The sequence below is a fragment of the Nocardia sp. NPDC049707 genome, assembly GCF_040674855.1.
Classification (GTDB): Bacteria; Actinomycetota; Actinomycetes; order Mycobacteriales; family Mycobacteriaceae; genus Nocardia.
In genome coordinates this window covers 48,667-68,279 of the sequence record NZ_JBFANN010000041.1, presented here as the reverse complement: position 1 = coordinate 68,279, position 19,613 = coordinate 48,667, and the positions used below count along the sequence as shown (strand labels likewise).

Genomic DNA, 19,613 nt, shown 5'->3' with positions numbered 1-19,613 from the left:
GAACACAAAACCATCACCGATGCCGCATCCCGGATCACCGAGATCACCAACCTCTTCAGCGATATCCAGGACAAGAAAGGCCTCGACCCCCTCCTTGGCCACCTCACCACCCTCAACGGCGGCGCCACCCAACTCGCCTCCGCATCCCTCAACCTCGCCACACCCGTCGCCGAATACAGCACCGCCACCTCCGAAACCCGCGACAAATTCCGGGACGCGGTTACCAACGCGTTGATAGCAGCCGGAACGACCGTCGTTATCGGCGTCGCTGCCTCCTGGATCACCGCCGCCCTCAGCGACGTCGCGGCCGGCGTCGGCGTCGTAGCGATCGCCGGCAACACCGCCAGAGTGCTCAAAAGTACCTACGACACCAGCAAGCTCATCAAAATAATCGGCACGACGGCAGCGGTAGCGGGAACCGCGGCCTTCACAGTCACCGTTTTCGATAAGGTCCCCAGCCTCACCGATATCGCCGTCAAGCTCGGCGCCATCATCCTCATGAAGGTCTACATCGATGACGAAGACAAATTCGAGAACTTGCCGCTGGCTCCGGGCAACCCGGCTCCGGGTATGACTGATGAAGTTGAAAAGTACATCCTTGGGAAGCATGTCAAAGGCGCTCCCAACTATAATCCTTCAAAGGGCACCTGGCCTGACACGATTACCGGCGAGGAGCTAGACGAGCTGGCCGAGGCGGCCGAAAACTCACCAGCACGAGGACCGAACCACGACGGCAATTTCGAACGCGAGGTTGACGCCGGTAAAGTCATCGGCAGCGTGTCAGAGCAGCTGGGTGGTCACGCCGCCAGTCGATACAAGATTATTACCGACCGATTCGGCGGTATTATTACCATGTATCCGATCCCGTAGATGTTAGGAGTTGAATTGGGAATCGACATAATTATTCAAAATCAAATCCACGAGCGGATCGCCCTCGCGTATGGGGACGCGGAAGATACGCTTGTAAAGTATCGAGGGAATGCTCCGGAAGGCTCAATACTTCGGGGTCTTCACGCGCACGCGGACACAATGTTCAACACAGCCCAGCTGACCATGCTCTTGGACGAACTAGCAAATCTGTCGCCGAACAACGACAAAGAAGCAGAGATGCTCGTCATATTGCGCGATGCCGCCGAAACTGCTATCCGTAGGAATGGTTATCTTTGGTTCAGCGGGGACTGAAGTCGTGAACATTTCCGCCATTGCTGCAGCCGGTCCTGCGCGCGACGGCGAATTTGCGTATCCGGGCGCCCGGCATAATGGCCGGCATGGTTGCCCTTGTGAACGGTAGTTTCGCGGCCAGCGCAGGTTCCTCACAGCGATCATCTGCCGCGGTTTGGTAGCGAACAGCCGAAATGCGATCTTGCATAGGGCGTTCTCGCCGTCGATGGTGATCACGTCGCAGGTTCTGATCAGGACGATCGGTATCTCGGCTCCGAGGTGGCTTAGATGGGATAGCGGACCTGATCGTCCGGCGCTGAGGCAGATGGTTCCGCTCGGAGCAGCACGATCATTTGTCGGTGGGGAGACCGATGCTCGAGTGATGCAACTGTCGGAGATGATCGCCCAGACCAGCTCGGGCACAAGGTAGTTGGATTGCCGATTTCGCGACCGATGACGCCCCCGCGACGCTCACGAATCGGTAGCGATCACGGGCGCGGTCGAGGTACATCCGTAGTGGGAACAAGATTGAGGCGGAGGGCTAGGGAACGGCCGGTGTGCCGCCGGGGACTACGGGCAGTCCGGCCGCTTGCCAGGCGCGGAAGCCGCCGATGAGGTCGGTGGCTCGATGCAGGCCGAGTTCGAGTGCATCGGCGGCGGCGAGGCTGGAGGCGTAGCCCTCGTTGCAGACCAGTACCACCAGAGTGTTTTCGGTGAGACCGGGCAGCCGGTGCGTGCCGGTCGGGTCGAGGCGCCATTCCAGCACTATTCGTTCCACTACGACCGAACCGGGAATCTCACCCTCGGCGAGCCGATTGGCGTGTGGGCGGATATCGACCACCAACGCGCCGTCGGACAGTAGTGCCGCCGTCTGCGCCGGGTCGACGCGATTCAGCTTGGCCCGCGCCCGGTCGAGCCGTTCCTCGGCGCTCATACCTGCGCCTCGCTGTCGCTCGGCTCCGGCATGACCGCTCGGGCGGCTGTGTTGTTTGTTCGCTCACTGCGTTCGCTCATGCCTGCGCCTCGCTGGCGCTCGGTTCCAGCATGACCGCTCGGGCGGCTGTGTTGTTTGTTCGCTCACTGCGCTCGCTCATGCCTGCGCCTCGCTGGCGCTCGGTTCCGGCATGACTGTTGTCTGTTCGCTCATACGCCCACGAAATCCGTGAGCGCACGGTACTCGCGGACCGGTCGCAGCGGTGGTGAGTACGCGTGCACCGAGGCGGCCGGGCGGGTGCTGTCATTGCGCAGCAGATGCGCCCGATCCGGTCCGAATGCGACCGTTTCGCCGGCCTGCCACTGGGCCGTGCGCACCGGTGCACCGGGGTGGCGGAATTCCTCGCCGAGTTCACCGATGGATACCGTGAACGAGCCGGCGGCGCCGCCGTGATCGTGCGGTTCGGTGCCCTGTCCCGGTGCCCACGACAGCAGCCACACCTCGACGCCCATGGTCAGCGCCAGCCGGGTCCACCAACGTTGCCGCGTATCGAACCGCACGATGTCCAGTAGTGGTGTCGCCAGGGCATCGGCGACCGACCTGGTCAACTCCCGCAATTCCGCGGGCGACCACAGCGTCCGCTCCGGATGCACCGCCTCGCGCATCAGCGGTATATCGACCGCGGGGTGAATATCGTTGGTGTGCTTCAGATTCACCGGCAGTGATGTGGTCAAGCGAGCTACTCCTGACATGGTCGTGGGGACAATCGACTGCGCTACCAACCGCGATGAAGCGGTCCTGCGCATTGTCGGGCACCACGACGCCGTTGCCACCGGTCACAATCAGCATGAGCAAAACCCGCACCCGCACACGTTGCCGTCACCGTCTGCGAACGACGGCTCAGTTCTGCTCGGCGCAGAGGCTTTCGAGCATGTCGGTGGCCCAACAGACCTCGACCGAGTCGGGGCCGGCGACACCCATGGCGGCCATTACGGTCAATAGCATCCCGCTGCCGAGGAAGCGGCACATCTCCGGGACCGATGCGTCGGTGAGTTCCTTGACCACGCGGTAGATGCTGCCGAAGCGGGCGCGGACATCCGGGCCGATAGCCGGATCGGAGGCGGCGGCGAAGGACTGCAACAGGACCTGGAGTAGTTCGCGTTCGTTGAGAAATGTCCGGTAGCCCTTGCCGAGCGCGCGCATCTTCTCCTCCCCGGTGGAGTCCGGCGTAATACCCTCGGCCGCGGCCGCGCGGAAGATCTCCTCGATGCGGTCGCACACCTGATGCGTCACGGCGAGGAACAGTTGCTGTTTGGTGCCGAAGAGGCGGATCACATACGGCTGCGAAACACCGGCGCGGCGCGCGATCTCGTCGGTTTTCGTTGCGGCATAACCGGATTCGGCGAAGGCGGTCACGGCCGCGCGCAACACTTCCGCGCTGCGCTCGGATGCGGTCATCCGGGTTCGGGTTGAACTCGCCATCGGTGCTCCACTTCGTCGTCGGCCCGCTCGCCATTGACATGTTATCAGTCGATGCATACTCTTCGAGCCGTTAGTTATCAGTCGATTACAACAAAGGCTGGACATGTCCGAGACACTCGTAACCGGCGCCCTGAAAGCGTCCGTCGAACAGCGTGCTGGCGGGCGCGCGCTGGCCGCCGTACTGGCCGCGGTCGGCATCCCGATGTTCATGGTCACGCTCGACAACCTCGTGGTGACCAATGCGCTGCCGGTGATTCGCACCGAACTCGGTGCCTCCCTCGCCGATCTGCAATGGTTCGTCAACGCCTACACGCTGTCCTTCGCGGCGTTGCTGCTCACCGCCACGTCGATCGGTGACCGGCTCGGCCGCCGCCGGGTCTTCCTCGCCGGGATCGCGATCTTCACGGCGGCATCTGCGGCCTGCGCGCTCGCCACCGAGCCCTGGATGCTGATCACCGCAAGGACGATTCAAGGGTTCGGCGGCGCCGCGGTGATGCCGCTTTCGTTGACGCTGCTGTCATCGGCGGTGCCGGAGCAGATGCGCAGCGCCGCCATCGGCATCTGGGGTGGCATCTCCGGCCTCGGTGTCGCACTCGGCCCGCTGATCGGCGGCGCCGTGGTCGAGGGGCTGAGTTGGCAGTGGATCTTCTGGGTGAATGTGCCGATCGGCGTGCTGGTGCTGCCCTTCGCGGCGCGGGTGCTGGCCGAATCGCACGGCCGGGCCAAGCGGCTCGATCCGCTCGGGTTGGTGTTGTCCGCGGGCGGTGTGCTCGCGGTGGTGTGGGGCGTGATCCACGGCGCCGATGACGGCTGGACCTCGACCAGTGTGCTGACCGCGCTGCTCGGTGGCGCGGTGTTGCTCGGCCTGCTGATCGCGTGGGAGTTGCGGACGCCGGATCCGATGCTGCCGCTGCGGTTGTTCCGTTCGCGGGCATTCGGGGTGAGCAATGCGACGTCCTTCGCGTTCTCGGTCGGCGTCTTCGGCTCGATCTTCCTGCTGGCGCAGTACTTCCAGGTGGTGCAGGGCTTCGGACCGTTGCAATCGGGCATCCGGACGATGCCGTGGACGCTGGCGCCGATGGTGGTCGCGCCGCTGGCCGGATTGGTCGTGGACCGTGTCGGTGCGCGGAATTTGCTGACGGCCGGACAGATGCTGCTGGCGGCGGCCCTGGCCTGGATGGCGTCGGTGGCCTCGGTCGACGCGAGCTACCTCGCATTCGTCGGACCGTTCCTGCTCGGCGGCATCGGCATGGGGCTGACCTTCGCACCCGGTGCCACCGTGGTGATGGCCAGCGCGAGTCCGGAGGATCGGGCGATGGCCTCGGGTACCAACAGCACCATGCGTGAGGTCGGTGTCGCGATGGGTGTGGCGGTGCTGGCTTCGGTATTCGCCTCGCACGGGTCGTATGTGAATCCGCAGAGCTATGTCGACGGCCTGGTGCCTGCGGTCTGGGCCGGTGCGGCGATAGTCGCGGCTGGTGCCCTTGTGTCACGGTTGCTGCCGAGCCGCATCACCGCCGTGGACTGATCGTCACGGCAATAGTCGGGGCTGTGTGCCCGCGCCCTGGGTCGATCGCCTGGGGCGGGCGCACTGTCGTGTGGCCTCGCATACAGTGGCGCTCTGTCCACATTTCTAGTCCGGTGGCGGGGGCGATCGCTGCAGTCCCGGGTGGACGTGGTCGGTCTGCGGTTCGTCAGGCGCGCCCGGCGCGTTCCATTTCGACAGCGTCGTCTTGGCCAGCGAGAACCGCGTGACCGCGGGCCGGCACATGCTCGGCGAGTGTCCGACGGGTAATCCGGATGAATCGGCTCGCGCACATCGAATACGATTCGACCAGCAGCAATGTGGGTAGGCAATCACGCGGACCCGCGAACCGATCCCCAGGGGAGAGACGAACGATCGTGGCCGACGACAACGATGGAGTCGAGAACGCAGCGCTGAGCGAGGAGGCATTGGCCGCCGCCGCGGCAGAGGCCGAGAAGGCGTTTGCGGCGGCCGCCGATCTCGATGCGCTCGCGGTCGCGAAGACCGAGCATCTCGGCGGTAAGGCGGCGCTGGCCTTGGCGCAGCGCGCGCTCGGCAGCCTGCCGAAGTCGGAGAAGGCGGATGCCGGCAAGCGCGTGAATGTCGCGCGGGCGCGGGTATCGGAAGCCTTCGAATCGCGCCGCACGGTATTGCTCGCCGAGCGCGACGCGGCCGTGCTGGTCGCCGAGACGATCGATGTGACGCTGCCCGCGCGCCGGGACGCCATCGGGGCTCGGCATCCGATCACGGTTATTTCCGAGCAGATCGCCGATGTCTTCGTCGCGATGGGATGGGAGGTCGCCGAGGGACCCGAGGTCGAGACCGAGCACTTCAACTTCGACGCGCTGAACTTCCTGCCCGACCATCCGGCCCGCACGATGCAGGACACCTTCCATATCGCGCCCGAAGGTTCGCGGCAGGTGCTGCGCACGCACACCTCACCGGTGCAGGTGCGGTCGCTGCTCGAGCGCGAGTTGCCGATCTATGTGGTGTGCCCCGGTCGGACCTTCCGCACCGATGAGCTCGACGCCACCCACACCCCGGTCTTCTCCCAGGTGGAGGGCCTGGCGGTGGACAAGGGCCTGACCATGGCGCATCTGCGTGGCACCCTGGACGCGTTCGCGCGTGCCCTGTTCGGGCCGGATACCCGGACGCGCATGCGCCCCAACTACTTTCCGTTCACCGAGCCATCGGCCGAGGTCGACGTGTGGTTCCCGGACAAGAAGGGCGGCGCGGGCTGGGTCGAATGGGGCGGCTGCGGCATGGTGAACCCGAAGGTGCTGATCGCCAGCGGGATCGATCCCGAGGTATACAGCGGGTTCGCGTTCGGCATGGGGCTGGAGCGGACGTTGCAGTTCCGCAATGGCATCCCGGACATGCGGGACATCGTGGAGGGTGACGTGCGTTTCACACTGCCCTTCGGTATCCGGTCCTGAGCTTGTCGATTTCAACGACCCTTCGATCGAGAGAGCGAAACCCCAAGTGCGAGTAGCGCAGTCCTGGCTGACCGAAATCCTGCAGCGGACCACCCCCGACTGGTCGGTGACGCCGGAGGAACTCGATGCCGGATTCGTCCGCGTCGGGCTGGAGGTCGAAGAGGTCGACAAGCTTCAGCGGGTGAGCGGCGATATCGATAAGCCGCTGGTGGTCGGTCGTGTCGCCGAGATCACCGAGCTGACCGAGTTCAAGAAGCCGATCCGGTTTTGCAAGGTGGATGTGGGCAACCCTGACCTGCAGGAGATCGTCTGCGGCGCAACGAACTTCGCTGTCGGTGACCTGGTGGTCGTGGTACTGCCGGGTGGGGTGCTGCCCGGCGGCTTCCGGATCTCCTCGCGCAAGACCTACGGGCATGTATCCAACGGCATGATCTGCTCGGTCGCCGAACTCGGTATCGGCAAGGATCATTCGGGCATTCTGGTGCTCGAGCCGGGTACCGCCGAACCGGGCACCGACGCCAATGAGCTGCTCGGACTCGACGATACGGTCATCGAGCTGAATATCACGCCGGATCGCGGTTACTGTTTCTCGACCCGCGGGCTGGCGCGCGAGCTGGCGTGCGGATTCGATCTCGAGTACGCGGATCCGGCCGTGCGGACCCTGCCCGATGACGAGCAGGACGCGTGGCCGGTCAGGCTCGTATCGGAGTCCAAGTGCACCCGTTTCGCGGCGCGCCGGGTCACCGGTATCGACCCGAATGCGGTGAGCCCCTGGTGGTTACAGCGTCGACTGCTGCTGTCGGGCGTGCGCCCGATTTCGCCTGCGGTGGATGTCACCAACTATGTGATGCTCGAGCTCGGCCAGCCGCTGCACGCCTTCGATGCCGCCAAGCTCACCGGCGGTCTCGTCGTGCGCACCGCCAATAAGGGCGAGACGCTGCGCACGCTGGACGAGGTCGAGCGAGTGCTCGATGCCGAGGATGTGGTGATCGCCGACGACACCGGCGTGATCTCGCTCGCGGGCGTAATGGGCGGTGCGACAACCGAAGTCGGCGCGGAGTCGACCGATATCGTGCTCGAGGCCGCCACCTGGAATCCGCTGCTGATCTACCGGACCGCGCGCAGGCACAAGCTGGTCTCCGAGGCCGGTAAGCGCTACGAGCGGGTTGTCGATCCGGAGATCAACGTCGTGGCGCTCGATCGCGCGGCCACGCTACTGGCCGAAATCGCGGGTGGCACCGTGGAATCCGCGCTCACCGATGTGCGGGTACCGGTACCGGCCGCACCGCCGATCCGGATCGATATCGATCTCGCGGATCGGGTGGCGGGTGTGGTGTATCCGACCGGAACGTCCGCGCGTCGGCTCGCGCAGATCGGCTGCACGGTCGAGGTGGGCGTCAATGAGATCACCGGGCACGGACAGCTCGTTGTCACGCCGCCGAGCTGGCGGCCCGACCTGGCCCAGCCCGCCGACCTCGTCGAAGAGGTGCTGCGGCTGGAGGGGCTGGAGCAGATTCCGTCGGTCATTCCGACCGCACCGGCCGGGCGCGGGCTGACCGCCGCGCAGCGCCGCCGTCGTGCGGTGAGCCGGGCACTGGCCTTCGCCGGATGCGTCGAGGTGCCGCCGCCGCTGTTCCTCGCCGCCGGGGTTTTCGACATCTGGGGGCTGGACGCCGACGATGCGCGCCGCAACACCACCAGGGTGCTGAACCCGCTCGATGTGGAGCGTGCGGAATTGGCGACCACAGTGCTGCCGGGGCTTTTGGAAGTGGCCGCGCGGAATATCTCTCGTGGTGCGCGGGATCTCGCGATCTTCGGGATCGCACAGGTGGTGCTGCCAGGTCCAAATGTGCGCGCGGTCGAGGCGCTGCCGGTGGACCGTCGTCCAACCGATGCGCAGATCGAGGAACTGCTCGATTCGCTGCCCGCGCAGCCGGTGCGTATCGGTGCGGTACTGACCGGTCGCCGGGAACCGCGCGGGCCGTGGGGTGCCGGGCGTCCGGCGGAGGCCGCCGATGCCTTCGCGCTCGCCGATGCCGTCGGCGATGCGGCGGGCGTGACCATCGAGCGTCGTCCGGCGGCCTACCTGCCGTGGCATCCGGGGCGGTGCGCCGAGCTGGTGGTCGATGGCGAGGTCGTCGGGCACGCCGGCGAATTGCATCCGGCCGTTTTGGAGCGGGCGGGTCTGCCGCCGCGCGCCTGCGCCGTCGAAATTGATCTCGATGCGCTGCCGCTGCGCGAATCTCGGCCCGTGCCAGTGGTTTCCCCGTTCCCGGCGGTGCTGCAGGACGTTTCGGTGAGTGTGCCGAAGACCGTGCCCGCCGCCTCGGTGGAGTCCGCGCTGCGCACCGGCGGTGGTGCGTTGCTCGAGGATATCGCGCTGTTCGACGTGTACGAGGGCGCGCAGGCGGGCGAGGGCCGCAAGTCCCTCACTTATGCCCTGCGATTCCGGGCCGGCGACCGGACACTGACCGAGGACGAGGCCAGTGCCGCACGTGACTCAGCAGTCGCGGCCGCCGCCGACGCGGTCGGCGCGGTATTGCGCGGCTGATGTACTGACATCGGCCCCGGCGTGCCCGGCCCCGACGATGACCCGTTCGATGATCGCTGGTCGTGGCCCAATGACCCGATCCAGTCGAACGAGATCGAACAGATCTCGCATGACTGCACCCTCGCCATCTCACCCGCCATGAAGCTGTTCGGCGCCGACCTCTCCATCGACTACGCCGCCGTCGGCGTCCACTCGTGGCCATACTGGAAGGCCGCACTGCCCCAATCGGGCCTCGGCGTGTAGGAGGCCGTGAACACACGTGGTTGCTGCTGGCTACGCACGGCGGCCACCAGCAGGTCCGCGGCGTCGCAGTTCGGATCGGCTATCGGCCGCCGCGTACCTTTAGCGAGGCGTGGAAGATCATGCGCGGCGTCGCCGAGCATGATGGGAATAGGGCGGGGTGTGGGCCGGGTTACACACGACAGCCGTGATTTGGGCGGCGGAATTCGGTGCGACGGTGGGAGATTCGATGAGTATGCGAGCCATCTGGAATGGCACGGTGTTGGCTGAAAGCGATGACACCGTGGTGGTCGAGGGGAATCATTACTTTCCGGCGGGGGCGCTGAAGACGGAGTATTTCCGTGACAGCGATACACATACTGTGTGCGGGTGGAAGGGGCTCGCGTCCTATTACACGGTCGAGGTCGAGGGGGCGAAGAATCCGGACGCCGCGTGGTACTACCCGGATCCGAAGCCGGAGGCCGAGCAGGTGCGCGATCGGATCGCGTTCTGGAAGGGCGTCGACGTCGTCGAGGTGTAGTGCGTTCGGGAAGTCGGCGGGCAGCGGTGGCAGGTTCCGGGTAAGAACGATGGCATGCGACATCCGGCCAGTCCGATCCTCAATGCGCTGACCTTCATGCCCGATCGGCAGATCGTGCAGACGCCGGCGAGCCTCGAGATGGATTACACCGAACTGTCCATCCATACGACCGACGGCGAGACGCTGCAGGGTTGGTGGCTACCCGCCGCACGCTCGATTGGGCACGTCCTGTTCGCACACGGCAATGCGGGCAATATCGGCGACCGGGTGCCGATCTACGCGATGCTCACCCGAATCGGTTTGGACGTACTGACTTTCGACTATCGCGGCTATGGCCAGAGTACCGGGCGACCCACCGAGCACGGCACTTACCTCGACGCCCACGCGGCCCGGCGGGCGCTGCTGGAACAGCCGGGCGTCGATCCGGATCGCGTGCTCTACCTGGGCAAATCGCTCGGCGGTGGCGTACTGCTAGAACTGGCGACCGAACATCCGCCCACGGGACTGATACTGATGTCCACCTTTACCGGTCTGCGTGATGCGGCTCGCTCGGTATACCCCTTCCTGCCGAGCCCATTCGTCCCGGACGCCTATCCGAGCCTGCGCCTCATCGGCACGTTGCGCGCACCGGTCTTGATCATGCACGGCGATCAGGACGAACTGCTGCCGCTGCGGCATGCCGAACGGCTGTACGCAGCCGCGCCCCAGCCGAAGCGATTGGTGGTCTTTCCCGGCGGGCGGCACAACGACCTGATCATGTCGACCGGGGTCGACTGGGCGGATTTGATCCGCTCCTGGGCCGGTGATCTGCTCGCCCGCTGATGGCGCTCGTGCGTAGCCTGGCGATATGAGTGATGTGGATGAGATCACCGCGCGGCTCGCGGCACTGTCCGATGACGAACTCTTGGCGGTACTCGGCACGGCCACCGCGGGGCGACCTCGGCTCTCGTGGGTGCACACCGCGGTCGTGCAGGCCATCGGACTCGGTCATGCGGGCTCTGATGCGGCTGTGAGTCCCGCCACTGTGACGCCACAATCGCGTGACCAAGAGTCGGGTGGCGGTGCATCCGAGCAGGTCGGGGGCTTTTCTCCGGTACCGGCGGTACCGGTACCGCCGACCGGTATTCCGTCCGGCTCGGAGGCGGGTGGATATTCGTCCGGCGGCGTACCTACTTTTGAATCAGTTCGCGATAAGGTCGAGCAGCGCTTCGGTACCGCGCAGGGGATGGGCGAACTCGACCGGCAGACTCCCGCGGGCCGCAGCGCCGACGAACAATGGGAGGCGCGCGAGAAGGCGGCGCGCGAGCGTCTGGCGCAGATACGGAAATCGTTGCACGGCAACGATGTCGAATCGAACGATCCGTAAGCTGACCGAGCGCGACGGACTGCGGATGTGATGGTGTTTATTCGATGAGCGAGCCGCGTGAGATCGCCGAACGGCTACTCGATGCCCAAGTGGAATTCCTGCTGGCCGAGGTGAGCGGTGAGCGCTTTACCGAGGTCGTCGTCGGTGACGTGGAATCGGTGATCGGGGTGGCCGACACCCTCATCCTTCGCGATATCGTGGGCATCGACGAGGCCAAGGAGACGGTCCGCACCGTCATCGACCTGATCGGCGGCAGTCCGGTCATCGCGGATATGGTCGGGGTATTCGCCGACTCGATCTACGACCACATCGCCACGAACAACGACTACATCCTGGGTCAGGTCGTCGACCGCGAACCGGTCGAGGCGCTGCTGGAGAAGATCTTCGGCATGCATCAGGCGCAGGAGCGGATCCTGGATCGGCTCACCGAGAGTCCGCTGGTCGCGACCGTCGCCTCGAAGTTCGTGGATAAGCTCATCTCCGATTTCATGGACGCGAATAAGCAGCTCGCGGGCAAGATACCGGGTGTCTCATCGCTGATTTCCATGGGACAGTCGGCGGCCAAAACCGCCAAGAAGGCCACCGAGAGCACCTTCATCGGCGATATGGCGGGCAAGGGCGCGGTATTCGCGCTCAAGCGCACCAACAATGCTATCCGGGAGATGTTGCGCGATGCCCCGGTGCACGAGGCCGCGATGGAGTTCTGGGATCTGCACGCCAATCAGCCGGTGAGCGGACTGCGGGACTACCTGACCCAGCAGGATCTGAACGAACTGGTGCTGCTCTGCTACGAGATCGCGGTCACCACCAGGGAGAAGGAGTATTTCAGGCTGCTCGTGGACGAGTGCGTGGATGTCTTCTTCACCAAATACGGCGATTACACACTGGCCGCGATGCTGCCGGAACTCGGTCTGACCGGGGACGATATCGCCACGGAGATTCTGCGGTACGGCCCCGCCGTCATCGAGGGTGCCAAGCGCAATGGCGTGCTGGGCAAGCTGATTCGGGAGCGGCTGGAGCCGTTCTACACCTCGGATGTGGTGCTCGCGATCCTGGGCGGCGTCGCGAGCTGAATGCTCGGCGTGCGAACTGATCGCCGTTGCGGGCCTCTTCACCGGCGCGGCTGATCATTTCGCGGCGATGCGCTGGCGATCGGTCGCCAGCACGATGAGGGTGCGACTGCCGAGAACCGACGTAGCGGCTGGCGCGCATCATGCACGGCGAATCCGCTGTGCAGTCGGTAGATTTTCGCGAGATCACCGATGAAGTTCGGACCCACTCGCCGTCTTTACCGGTGATCCCGCTCGACACAAGGAGATATCAATGAGCACCGGCAAGGATTTCACTCTGACCCACGTGGCGGTGCTGGTCGGCGACCAGGACAAGGCGCTGGAGTTCTACCGGGACGTCATCGGCTTGGAGGTCCGCCAGGATATGCCGTTTCCGGGCGGTCGCTGGCTGACCGTCGGACCGGCGTCGCAGCCGGGCATCGAATTCATCCTGGAGAACCCGGAGATGAACCCGAGCGATGCCGCGCGCCAGGCCGCCGAGGCCCGGCTGTCCAGCGGTGCGCAGGGCACCCTGATCTTCAGCACCGAGGCCGTCGACGACACCTTCGCCCGGCTGTATGACGCGGGTGTCGATGTCGATCAGGAGCCGATCACCCAGCCGTACGGCGTACGGGACTGCGGTTTCCGTGACCCGTGGGGTAACCACCTGCGGTTCTCCCAGCTGCTCGGCTGATTCGCCGAGCACCCACCGAGGCGAATGTCACCGTCACCGTGTTGCACCGGGCACTAGGGTCGAAATATGACCCGAGCGCGGATCGAGACGGCACAGGACGCGACCCGGCCACTGCGCGATGACATCCGGTTCCTGGGTGGCGTCCTTGGTGACACCATCCGCGATCACGAGGGCCCCGAGGTCTTCGACCTGATCGAGCGGGTGCGGATCGAGGCGTTCCGGGTGCGGCGCGAGGAGGTCGAGCGCAGCGCGGTGGCCGAGCTACTGGACGGCGTCGACATCTCGGTCGCGTTGCCGTTGATCCGGGCGTTCAGCTATTTCGTGCTATTGGCGAATCTGGCCGAGGATATCCAGCGCGATCGGCGGCGCGCGGCGCATGAGGTGGCGGGGGAACCGCCGCAGGATTCCTCGCTGGCGGCGACCTACCGCAAACTCGACGCGGCAGCCCTCAATGGCGCCGAGGTCGCCGATCTTCTCGCCGACGCCCTGGTATCGCCGGTGATCACCGCACATCCGACCGAAACCCGGCGCCGCACCGTATTCGATGTGCAGACCCGCATCACCGAGTTGATGCGGTTGCGGCAGCGCTATACCGAGACCGAGCCGGCGCGTGCCGGTCTGGAGTTGCGGATCCGCCGCCAGGTGCTCTCACTGTGGCGCACTGCGTTGATTCGATTGCAGCGCTTGCGGATTCAGGACGAGATCGCGGTCGGTCTGCGCTACTACGACATCACGCTGTTCGATGTTATTCCGGCGATCAACGCGGAGGTTCGGGCGGCGCTGCGGTCCCGGTGGCCGGGTGCGGAATTGCTGCCGCGGCCGATTCTGCGTCCCGGATCGTGGATCGGTGGCGATCGTGACGGCAACCCTTATGTGACAGCGGATGTCGTGCGTCAGGCGGCGTCGCAGGCGTCGGCGGTGGCGTTCGGCCGGTATCTGCGCGAGCTGGTGGAGCTGGAGAAGTCGCTGTCGCAATCGGCGCGGCTGGTGCGGGTGACACCGGAGCTGGCCGCACTGGCCGATGCCGGCTATCCGGATCCTGCGGCGCATGTGGATGAGCCGTATCGCCGTGCACTGCATCGGATTCGGGCGCGCCTGTCGGCATCGGCGGTCGCCGCGCTCGGCGAATTGCCCGCGGATGGGCTGGATATGGGTGCACCGGCCTACCCGACCCCGCAGGCGGTACTCGACGACCTGGATGCGGTCGATGTCTCGATGCGGGCCAGTGGTGACGGTCTGCTCGCCGATGACCGGTTGGCCGCATTGCGGTATGCCGTCGAAACCTTCGGATTCCATCTGCAGGGCCTGGATATGCGCCAGAACTCGGAGGTGCACGAGCAGGTCGTCGCCGAGCTGCTGGCCTGGGCGGGTGTGCATCAGGATTACGCGAGTCTCGCCGAGCCCGAGCGGGTGGAACTGCTCGCCGCCGAGTTGCGGACCCGCCGTCCGCTGCTCGGCCCGCATGCCCGACTCGGCGAACTCGCGGCGAAGGAACTCGACATCGTCCGTGCCGCACGGGATGTCGTCGTCACCTTCGGGGTCGAGGCGGTGCCGAACTACATCATCAGCATGTGCACCTCGGTCAGCGACATGCTGGAGGCGGCATTGCTGCTCAAAGAGGGTGGACTGCTCGATCCCGGCGAGCCGGATGGACCGCCGAGCTGTTCGGTGAATATCGTGCCGCTGTTCGAAACCATCGAGGATCTGGCTGCCGGTGCGGCGACCCTGGCCGCGGTATTGGATGTCCCGGTGTATCGAGAACTGGTGGCCGCCAAGGGAATGCGGCAGGAGGTAATGCTCGGCTACTCCGATTCCAATAAGGACGGTGGGTATCTGGCCGCCAACTGGGCGCTCTACCGCGCCGAGCTGGATCTGGTCGAGGTGGCGCGCAAGACCGGAATTCGCTTGCGGCTCTTCCACGGTCGCGGCGGCACGGTCGGTCGCGGTGGCGGGCGCAGCTATGACGCGATTCTCGCCCAGCCGGTCGGCGCCGTGCGGGGTTCGCTGCGGCTGACCGAGCAAGGTGAGGTCATCGCGGCCAAGTACGCGGAATCCGGTGCGGCGCATCGCAATCTGGAATCCTTGATCGCGGGCACCCTGGAGTCGACGCTGCTCGATGTGGAGGGGCTCGGTCCCGATGCCGAACCGTCCTATGCGCTCATGGACGATCTGGCGGCGCGCGCCCGTGCTGCGTACGCGCGCCTGGTGCACGAAACACCGGGATTCGTAGAGTATTTCCGGCAGTCCACGCCGGTCGCCGAGGTCGCCGATCTGAATATCGGCAGTCGCCCCGCCTCCCGTAAGCCGACGAATTCGGTGCGCGATCTACGGGCCATTCCGTGGGTGATGTCGTGGAGTCAGGCCCGCGTCATGTTGCCGGGCTGGTACGGGACCGGTGCGGCGCTCGAGGAGTGGGTCGGCGGTGATCCCAACCGCCTGGCGATCCTGTCCGACCTCTACAACCGCTGGCCGTTCTTCCGCACGGTGCTGTCGAATCTGGCCCAGGTCATGGCCAAGAGCGACCTGGATATTGCGGCCGGGTACGCCGAACTCGTCGACGATGTGGCCTTGCGCCAGCAGATCTTCGGGATGATCCGCGACGAGCACGCCCGCACCATCCGCATGCACGCCGCGATCACGGGCAATGATCACCTGCTCGCCGACAATCCGTCACTGGCGGAGTCGATCCACAACCGTTTCCCCTACCTGGAGCCGTTGAACCAGATGCAGGTCGAGTTGCTGCGACGGCTGCGGGCGGGCGACGATTCCGAACTCGTCAAACGCGGCATTCTGCTGACCATGAACGGACTCGCCACCGCGCTGCGCAACTCCGGTTAGCGCTCAGCCCGAGACGATGGCGACCGCATCGATCTCGACCAGCATTTCCTCCCGCGGAAGTCCGGTGAATACCGTTGTGCGGCACGGCAATACATCGCCCGTGCTATTGGCGGCGACGAATTCGCCGTACGCTTCGTTCATAGTGGCGAAATCCTCGCGCTTGGTCAGGTAGACGCGCAGCATCACCACATCGTCGAAGCTGGCGCCGCTCGCCTCGACGATCGCCTTGACATTCTGCAGGGTCCGAATCGTCTGCGCGGCAACGTCACCGGGGAACACGTATGCATTGGTTGCCGGGTCCACCGGGCCCTGACCCGAGACCTGCACGAACGGGCCCTTGCGCACGCCCTGCGAGAAGGTATGCGCGGGTGCGGGCGCATCGGTGGTACGGACGGCGATCTTCTCACTCATGACTGGCCTTTCGCTGTGGTCGGGTGTGTGGTGCTGCCAGGGGTCCAGCCGAGTTCGGCGGAGATGGCATCGGCCGCCGCGCGGACCCGTGGCAGTTCGGCCAATACCTGATCGTGGTCGAGCAGCATGTCCGGCACCGACATCGAGACCGCGGCGACCACCGTGCCGGTGCCATTGCGCACCGGGACGCCGATGCAGTTCACAAAGCTTTCGTGCTCTTCGTGGTCTTCCGCATAGCCCTGTGCGGCAACAAGTTCCAGCTCGGTCAGATAACGCTCCGGCGTGTGGATGGTGCGGTCGGTGAACTTGCGGTAGTCGATGCGATCGGCGATCGTCCGCCATTCCGCGCGCGGCTGTGCGGCGACAAGCACCTTCCCGACCGCCGTGCAGTGCAGTGGGGCGAGCCGGCCGATGCGGGAATACATCCGCACGCTCTGAATCGCGTCGAATTTGTCGATATAGATGGCATCCCCGGATTCATAGGTGGCCAGGTGAATCGTCTGTCCGGTAGCGGAATTCAGCGCGCTCAGATGCGGGCGGGCGAGGGTGCGGACGTCACGCTGTTCCAAAGCGCGGTTGGCGAGTTCGAAAAGTCGGGAGCCGAGGATGTATCGGTGCTGGCTGTCGTGGGTGACGAAGCGCTGCGATTCCATGGTCTGCAGCAGCCGCAGCACCGTCGACTTGTGTACGCCGAGTTCACCGGCCAGCTGATCGAGCGAGCGCGCATCCTCCCCGAGCGACAGCAGGATGGTCAACGCGCGCAACAGACTCTGGCTCATGACTGCGCCTCGCTGGCGCTCGGCTCCGTCATCGCCATGGGCGCTGTGTCTTCGATTCGCTCGCTGCGCTCACTCATGACTGCGCCTCGCTGGCACTCGGCTCCGTCATCGCCATGGGCGCTGTGTCTTCGATTCGCTCGCTCATGACGCCATATTCTCTGCCACGACATCGCGGCTGTAATGCACGCGCCTCCATGCGGATTCGTCGAGCACCGCCAGGCCCGCCAGCGCGGTGGGTGCGGGCAGTTCCGCGACATCACCGGTGCCGGTCAGCGCGGCGGCGGCGCACAGATGCCCGAAGCGCAGCCGCTGCCGCAGCGGGTGTCCGTGCAAGAGGGCGGCCAGGTATCCGCCCGCGAAGGCATCACCGGCACCGATTCGCTCGGTGATCGCGAGTTCCAGCGCGGGCACTTCGACGCGCTCGGTTCCGGAGAATCCGGTGACCGAATGCTCATTGTTCTTGACCACCAGGTGCTCTGGCTCCGGGAACAATGCGCGCAAACGGTCGGCGTCGCCGGTGCCGAAGACAGCTTCGGCTTCATCGGCACCGAGGAACACCACATCGCAGCCGCGCACATGGCGCGCCAGCACCTCGGTCGCCTGCTCGACACGTCCCGCCCACAGTGCCGGACGGTAATTCAGGTCGAAACTGACGAGCCGACCTCGACGGGGCACTGCGACAAGGGTTTCGGTGAGTCGGGTCGCGGATTCCGAGAGCGCGGTGGTTATTCCGGTGAAGTGCACGACGACGCAGCGGTCGAGCAGTCCGGCTGCCGCCGTCAGATCGGCGACGGACAGTGCGCTGGCGGCGGAACCGGTGCGGTAGTACAGCATGCGGCTGGCGCCATCAGCCAGGTCGGTCGCTTTACCCGAGCCGCTGCCGCGTTCCTTCACGTAGACGGCGGTGGGGCGCGCGGGATCGATGACAACCGCCGACACATCCACGCCGCGTGCCGCGAGATGTCCGGTCAGATACCGGCCGAATCCGTCATCGCCGACCCGGGAGATCCACGCGGCGTCCACCTCCAGCTGGGTGAGCACGGTGGCCACATTCGCCTCGGCGCCGCCCGCTGTTCGCTCGAAGTTGTCCGAGTCCTCGAGCGGACCGGGACGCGCCACCAGCACGGCGAGCCCTTCACCGATGGTCACCGCCCGCGGGCGGAGCGATGTAGTAGGCCACGTCACATCAATCTCTCTTCTACCCTTGCGGCCAGCGGTCATCCAGTGCAGAATAGCCACACGAAACACAATGCGCAACCATCGTTGCAAAATACGCAATGCATGCGAGATATGAATCGGCGGACGTGATTCCGCGGGAAGGGGCGACATGGCGATCGACGAGAAAGCTGTTGCCGCACTGGCGGATCGGACACTCGGGCCCGAGCACAAGGGTCTGCCGCCGGCGGCATGGGGCCGCACGGTTCGCGACTTCCTGGACTCCGCGCCGCACCTCGACGAGTTCGAAACCCCGATATTGACCGTCGACCGCGCGGCGGTCGCGGCCAATGTCGCGGTCATGGCCGATTGGGCGGCGGCCGTGGGTGTCCGCCTGGCTCCGCACGGCAAAACCACCATGGCCCCGCAGCTGTGGGCGCAGCAGTTGGCGGCCGGGAGCTGGGGGATCACCTTCGCGACCGTGTGGCAGGTACAGGTGGCGCGGTCGTTCGGTGTCGCACGGATCGTGCTGGCCAACTCGCTCGTCGACCCGGTCGGATTGCGCTGGGTCGCTATGGAATCGGCGCGGGATCCGGAGTTCGAATTCTGCTGCTGGGTCGACAGTGTCGAAACCGTCGCGCTGATGGATGCGCATCTGACCGGTGATGCGCGCATTCGGGTGATCGTCGAACTCGGCGGGCCGCACGGACGTACGGGCGCACGCACGGTCGAGCAGGCGCATGCGATCGCCGAGGCGGTCGGCCGCGCCGAGCGATTGACCTTGGCCGGTGTCGGTGGCTACGAAGGTGCCCTCGCCCACGATCGCGGTCCGGACGGGATTACCGCTGTCCGGCACTACTTGCACGAAATCGCCCGCCTACATCGCGAACTCGCCGCGGCCGGACGCTATCGGGCAGGCGCGATCGTCACCGCGGGTGGCAGCGCCTTCCCGGATCTGGTCGTCGAATGTCTGGCCGAACTCGCCGATGAGCCCGGTGCGCAAGGTGTTCCGACCACGGTGGTGTTGCGCTCGGGTGCGTACATCATTCACGACGACGGCTTCTATGCGGGCATCTCGCCGCTGGCCGCACCACGCAGCGAACGACCGCTGCGCTCGGCGATGCACGGGTGGGCGCGGACCGTTTCGCGACCCGAAGCGGAGCTCGCGCTGCTGGATGCGGGCAGGCGCGATCTGCCATTCGATGCGGGGCTTCCGGTCCCGCAATTCGTTGCTGGGCAGGAAGGTTCGTTGAATTCGGCAGCACATGTCAGTGCGCTCAATGATCAGCACGCGTTCCTACGACTGCCGGGTGCCGCGGTCGGTGACCTGCCGGTCGGCAGTGTGGTGCGGCTCGGTCTGTCGCATCCGTGCACGGCGTTCGACAAGTGGCGGTTGATCCCGGTGGTCGACAATGCCGATGCGGAACGGCCACGCGTGGTCGACCTCGTTCACACCTTCTTCTGACGAGCGG

The 19,613-nt window shown here is 65.6% G+C and carries 18 protein-coding genes and 1 pseudogene; 13 read left to right on the top strand and 6 right to left on the bottom strand.

Annotated features, from left to right (window positions below):
* Nucleotides 1-870, top strand: a pseudogene (locus AB0J29_RS28910) (hypothetical protein); the annotation flags it as partial.
* 15 nt (nt 871-885) lie between these two features.
* A complete protein-coding gene (locus tag AB0J29_RS28905) occupies nt 886-1,182 on the top strand; it encodes a hypothetical protein (RefSeq protein WP_364793091.1) in 297 nt (98 codons plus the stop codon).
* Between the two features lie 520 nt (nt 1,183-1,702).
* Here the strand turns inward: AB0J29_RS28905 and AB0J29_RS28900 are convergent.
* The 3 genes from AB0J29_RS28900 to AB0J29_RS28890 all read right to left on the bottom strand — a co-directional run bounded on the left by AB0J29_RS28900 (nt 1,703) and on the right by AB0J29_RS28890 (nt 3,577).
* Nucleotides 1,703-2,095: a rhodanese-like domain-containing protein gene (locus tag AB0J29_RS28900; protein WP_364793088.1), complete on the bottom strand. Its 393-nt coding sequence runs from the start codon at nt 2,093-2,095 to the stop codon at nt 1,703-1,705.
* Nucleotides 2,096-2,304: 209 nt separating this feature from the next.
* The gene (locus tag AB0J29_RS28895; RefSeq protein ID WP_364793085.1) at nt 2,305-2,829 is read right to left on the bottom strand and encodes a cysteine dioxygenase family protein; all 525 of its coding nucleotides are present in this window, start codon (nt 2,827-2,829) and stop codon (nt 2,305-2,307) included.
* A 166-nt stretch (nt 2,830-2,995) separates the two neighbouring features.
* Nucleotides 2,996-3,577: a helix-turn-helix domain-containing protein gene (locus AB0J29_RS28890; protein WP_364793082.1), complete on the bottom strand. Its 582-nt coding sequence runs from the start codon at nt 3,575-3,577 to the stop codon at nt 2,996-2,998.
* A 103-nt stretch (nt 3,578-3,680) separates the two neighbouring features.
* Between AB0J29_RS28890 and AB0J29_RS28885 the strand changes: the two genes are divergently transcribed.
* The 10 genes from AB0J29_RS28885 to ppc all read left to right on the top strand — a co-directional run bounded on the left by AB0J29_RS28885 (nt 3,681) and on the right by ppc (nt 15,796).
* Entirely contained in the window at nt 3,681-5,105 is a 1,425-nt protein-coding gene (locus tag AB0J29_RS28885) for an MFS transporter (protein ID WP_364793079.1), read from the top strand.
* Between the two features lie 374 nt (nt 5,106-5,479).
* Nucleotides 5,480-6,538: a phenylalanine--tRNA ligase subunit alpha gene (gene pheS / locus AB0J29_RS28880; RefSeq protein ID WP_364504120.1), complete on the top strand. Its 1,059-nt coding sequence runs from the start codon at nt 5,480-5,482 to the stop codon at nt 6,536-6,538.
* Nucleotides 6,539-6,584: 46 nt separating this feature from the next.
* Nucleotides 6,585-9,089, top strand: a complete 2,505-nt coding sequence (pheT, locus tag AB0J29_RS28875; RefSeq protein WP_364793076.1) for a phenylalanine--tRNA ligase subunit beta — start codon at nt 6,585-6,587, stop codon at nt 9,087-9,089.
* A 21-nt stretch (nt 9,090-9,110) separates the two neighbouring features.
* Nucleotides 9,111-9,332, top strand: coding sequence for a hypothetical protein (locus tag AB0J29_RS28870; RefSeq protein ID WP_364793073.1), 222 nt, complete (start codon nt 9,111-9,113; stop codon nt 9,330-9,332).
* A 226-nt stretch (nt 9,333-9,558) separates the two neighbouring features.
* Nucleotides 9,559-9,849 carry a DUF427 domain-containing protein gene (locus AB0J29_RS28865; RefSeq protein ID WP_364793070.1) on the top strand — a complete coding sequence of 97 codons (291 nt, stop codon included), beginning with the start codon at nt 9,559-9,561 and terminating at the stop codon, nt 9,847-9,849.
* A 54-nt stretch (nt 9,850-9,903) separates the two neighbouring features.
* On the top strand, nt 9,904-10,671 hold the full coding sequence (locus tag AB0J29_RS28860) for an alpha/beta hydrolase (RefSeq protein WP_364793067.1): 768 nt from the start codon (nt 9,904-9,906) through the stop codon (nt 10,669-10,671).
* A 25-nt stretch (nt 10,672-10,696) separates the two neighbouring features.
* On the top strand, nt 10,697-11,215 hold the full coding sequence (locus tag AB0J29_RS28855) for a hypothetical protein (protein WP_364793064.1): 519 nt from the start codon (nt 10,697-10,699) through the stop codon (nt 11,213-11,215).
* A gap of 44 nt (nt 11,216-11,259) precedes the next feature.
* Nucleotides 11,260-12,288, top strand: coding sequence for a hypothetical protein (locus tag AB0J29_RS28850; RefSeq protein ID WP_364793061.1), 1,029 nt, complete (start codon nt 11,260-11,262; stop codon nt 12,286-12,288).
* 250 nt (nt 12,289-12,538) lie between these two features.
* Nucleotides 12,539-12,958: a VOC family protein gene (locus AB0J29_RS28845; RefSeq protein ID WP_364793058.1), complete on the top strand. Its 420-nt coding sequence runs from the start codon at nt 12,539-12,541 to the stop codon at nt 12,956-12,958.
* Between the two features lie 66 nt (nt 12,959-13,024).
* On the top strand, nt 13,025-15,796 hold the full coding sequence (ppc, locus tag AB0J29_RS28840; RefSeq protein WP_364793055.1) for a phosphoenolpyruvate carboxylase: 2,772 nt from the start codon (nt 13,025-13,027) through the stop codon (nt 15,794-15,796).
* Between the two features lie 3 nt (nt 15,797-15,799).
* Here the strand turns inward: ppc and AB0J29_RS28835 are convergent, their stop codons facing one another.
* The 3 genes from AB0J29_RS28835 to AB0J29_RS28825 form a co-directional block, all read right to left on the bottom strand.
* A complete protein-coding gene (locus tag AB0J29_RS28835; protein WP_364793052.1) occupies nt 15,800-16,207 on the bottom strand; it encodes a RidA family protein in 408 nt (135 codons plus the stop codon).
* Nucleotides 16,204-16,986 carry an IclR family transcriptional regulator gene (locus AB0J29_RS28830; protein ID WP_364793049.1) on the bottom strand — a complete coding sequence of 261 codons (783 nt, stop codon included), beginning with the start codon at nt 16,984-16,986 and terminating at the stop codon, nt 16,204-16,206. The genes AB0J29_RS28835 and AB0J29_RS28830 overlap by 4 nt, the downstream gene beginning before the upstream one ends.
* A 141-nt stretch (nt 16,987-17,127) precedes the next feature.
* Nucleotides 17,128-18,135 (bottom strand): sugar kinase, encoded by a 1,008-nt coding sequence (locus AB0J29_RS28825; RefSeq protein ID WP_364793046.1) that lies wholly within the window; start codon nt 18,133-18,135, stop codon nt 17,128-17,130.
* A 178-nt stretch (nt 18,136-18,313) separates the two neighbouring features.
* Here AB0J29_RS28825 and AB0J29_RS28820 point away from each other — a divergent pair, with 178 nt between their 5' ends.
* Complete coding sequence (locus AB0J29_RS28820) at nt 18,314-19,606, top strand: amino acid deaminase (protein ID WP_364793043.1); 1,293 nt, start codon at nt 18,314-18,316, stop codon at nt 19,604-19,606.
* Nucleotides 19,607-19,613 lie beyond the last annotated feature (7 nt).

What these genes read in the sequence shown, in the direction of transcription:
- AB0J29_RS28900 (WP_364793088.1), bottom strand. Translation starts at nt 2,095, where the DNA reads ATGAGCGCCGAGGAACGGCTCGACCGGGCGCGGGCCAAGCTGAATCGC.
- AB0J29_RS28890 (WP_364793082.1), bottom strand. Translation starts at nt 3,577, where the DNA reads ATGGCGAGTTCAACCCGAACCCGGATGACCGCATCCGAGCGCAGCGCG.
- AB0J29_RS28885 (WP_364793079.1), top strand. Translation starts at nt 3,681, where the DNA reads ATGTCCGAGACACTCGTAACCGGCGCCCTGAAAGCGTCCGTCGAACAG.
- AB0J29_RS28865 (WP_364793070.1), top strand. Translation starts at nt 9,559, where the DNA reads ATGAGTATGCGAGCCATCTGGAATGGCACGGTGTTGGCTGAAAGCGAT.
- AB0J29_RS28860 (WP_364793067.1), top strand. Translation starts at nt 9,904, where the DNA reads ATGCGACATCCGGCCAGTCCGATCCTCAATGCGCTGACCTTCATGCCC.
- AB0J29_RS28855 (WP_364793064.1), top strand. Translation starts at nt 10,697, where the DNA reads ATGAGTGATGTGGATGAGATCACCGCGCGGCTCGCGGCACTGTCCGAT.
- AB0J29_RS28850 (WP_364793061.1), top strand. Translation starts at nt 11,260, where the DNA reads ATGAGCGAGCCGCGTGAGATCGCCGAACGGCTACTCGATGCCCAAGTG.
- AB0J29_RS28845 (WP_364793058.1), top strand. Translation starts at nt 12,539, where the DNA reads ATGAGCACCGGCAAGGATTTCACTCTGACCCACGTGGCGGTGCTGGTC.
- ppc (WP_364793055.1), top strand. Translation starts at nt 13,025, where the DNA reads ATGACCCGAGCGCGGATCGAGACGGCACAGGACGCGACCCGGCCACTG.
- AB0J29_RS28835 (WP_364793052.1), bottom strand. Translation starts at nt 16,207, where the DNA reads ATGAGTGAGAAGATCGCCGTCCGTACCACCGATGCGCCCGCACCCGCG.
- AB0J29_RS28830 (WP_364793049.1), bottom strand. Translation starts at nt 16,986, where the DNA reads ATGAGCCAGAGTCTGTTGCGCGCGTTGACCATCCTGCTGTCGCTCGGG.
- AB0J29_RS28820 (WP_364793043.1), top strand. Translation starts at nt 18,314, where the DNA reads ATGGCGATCGACGAGAAAGCTGTTGCCGCACTGGCGGATCGGACACTC.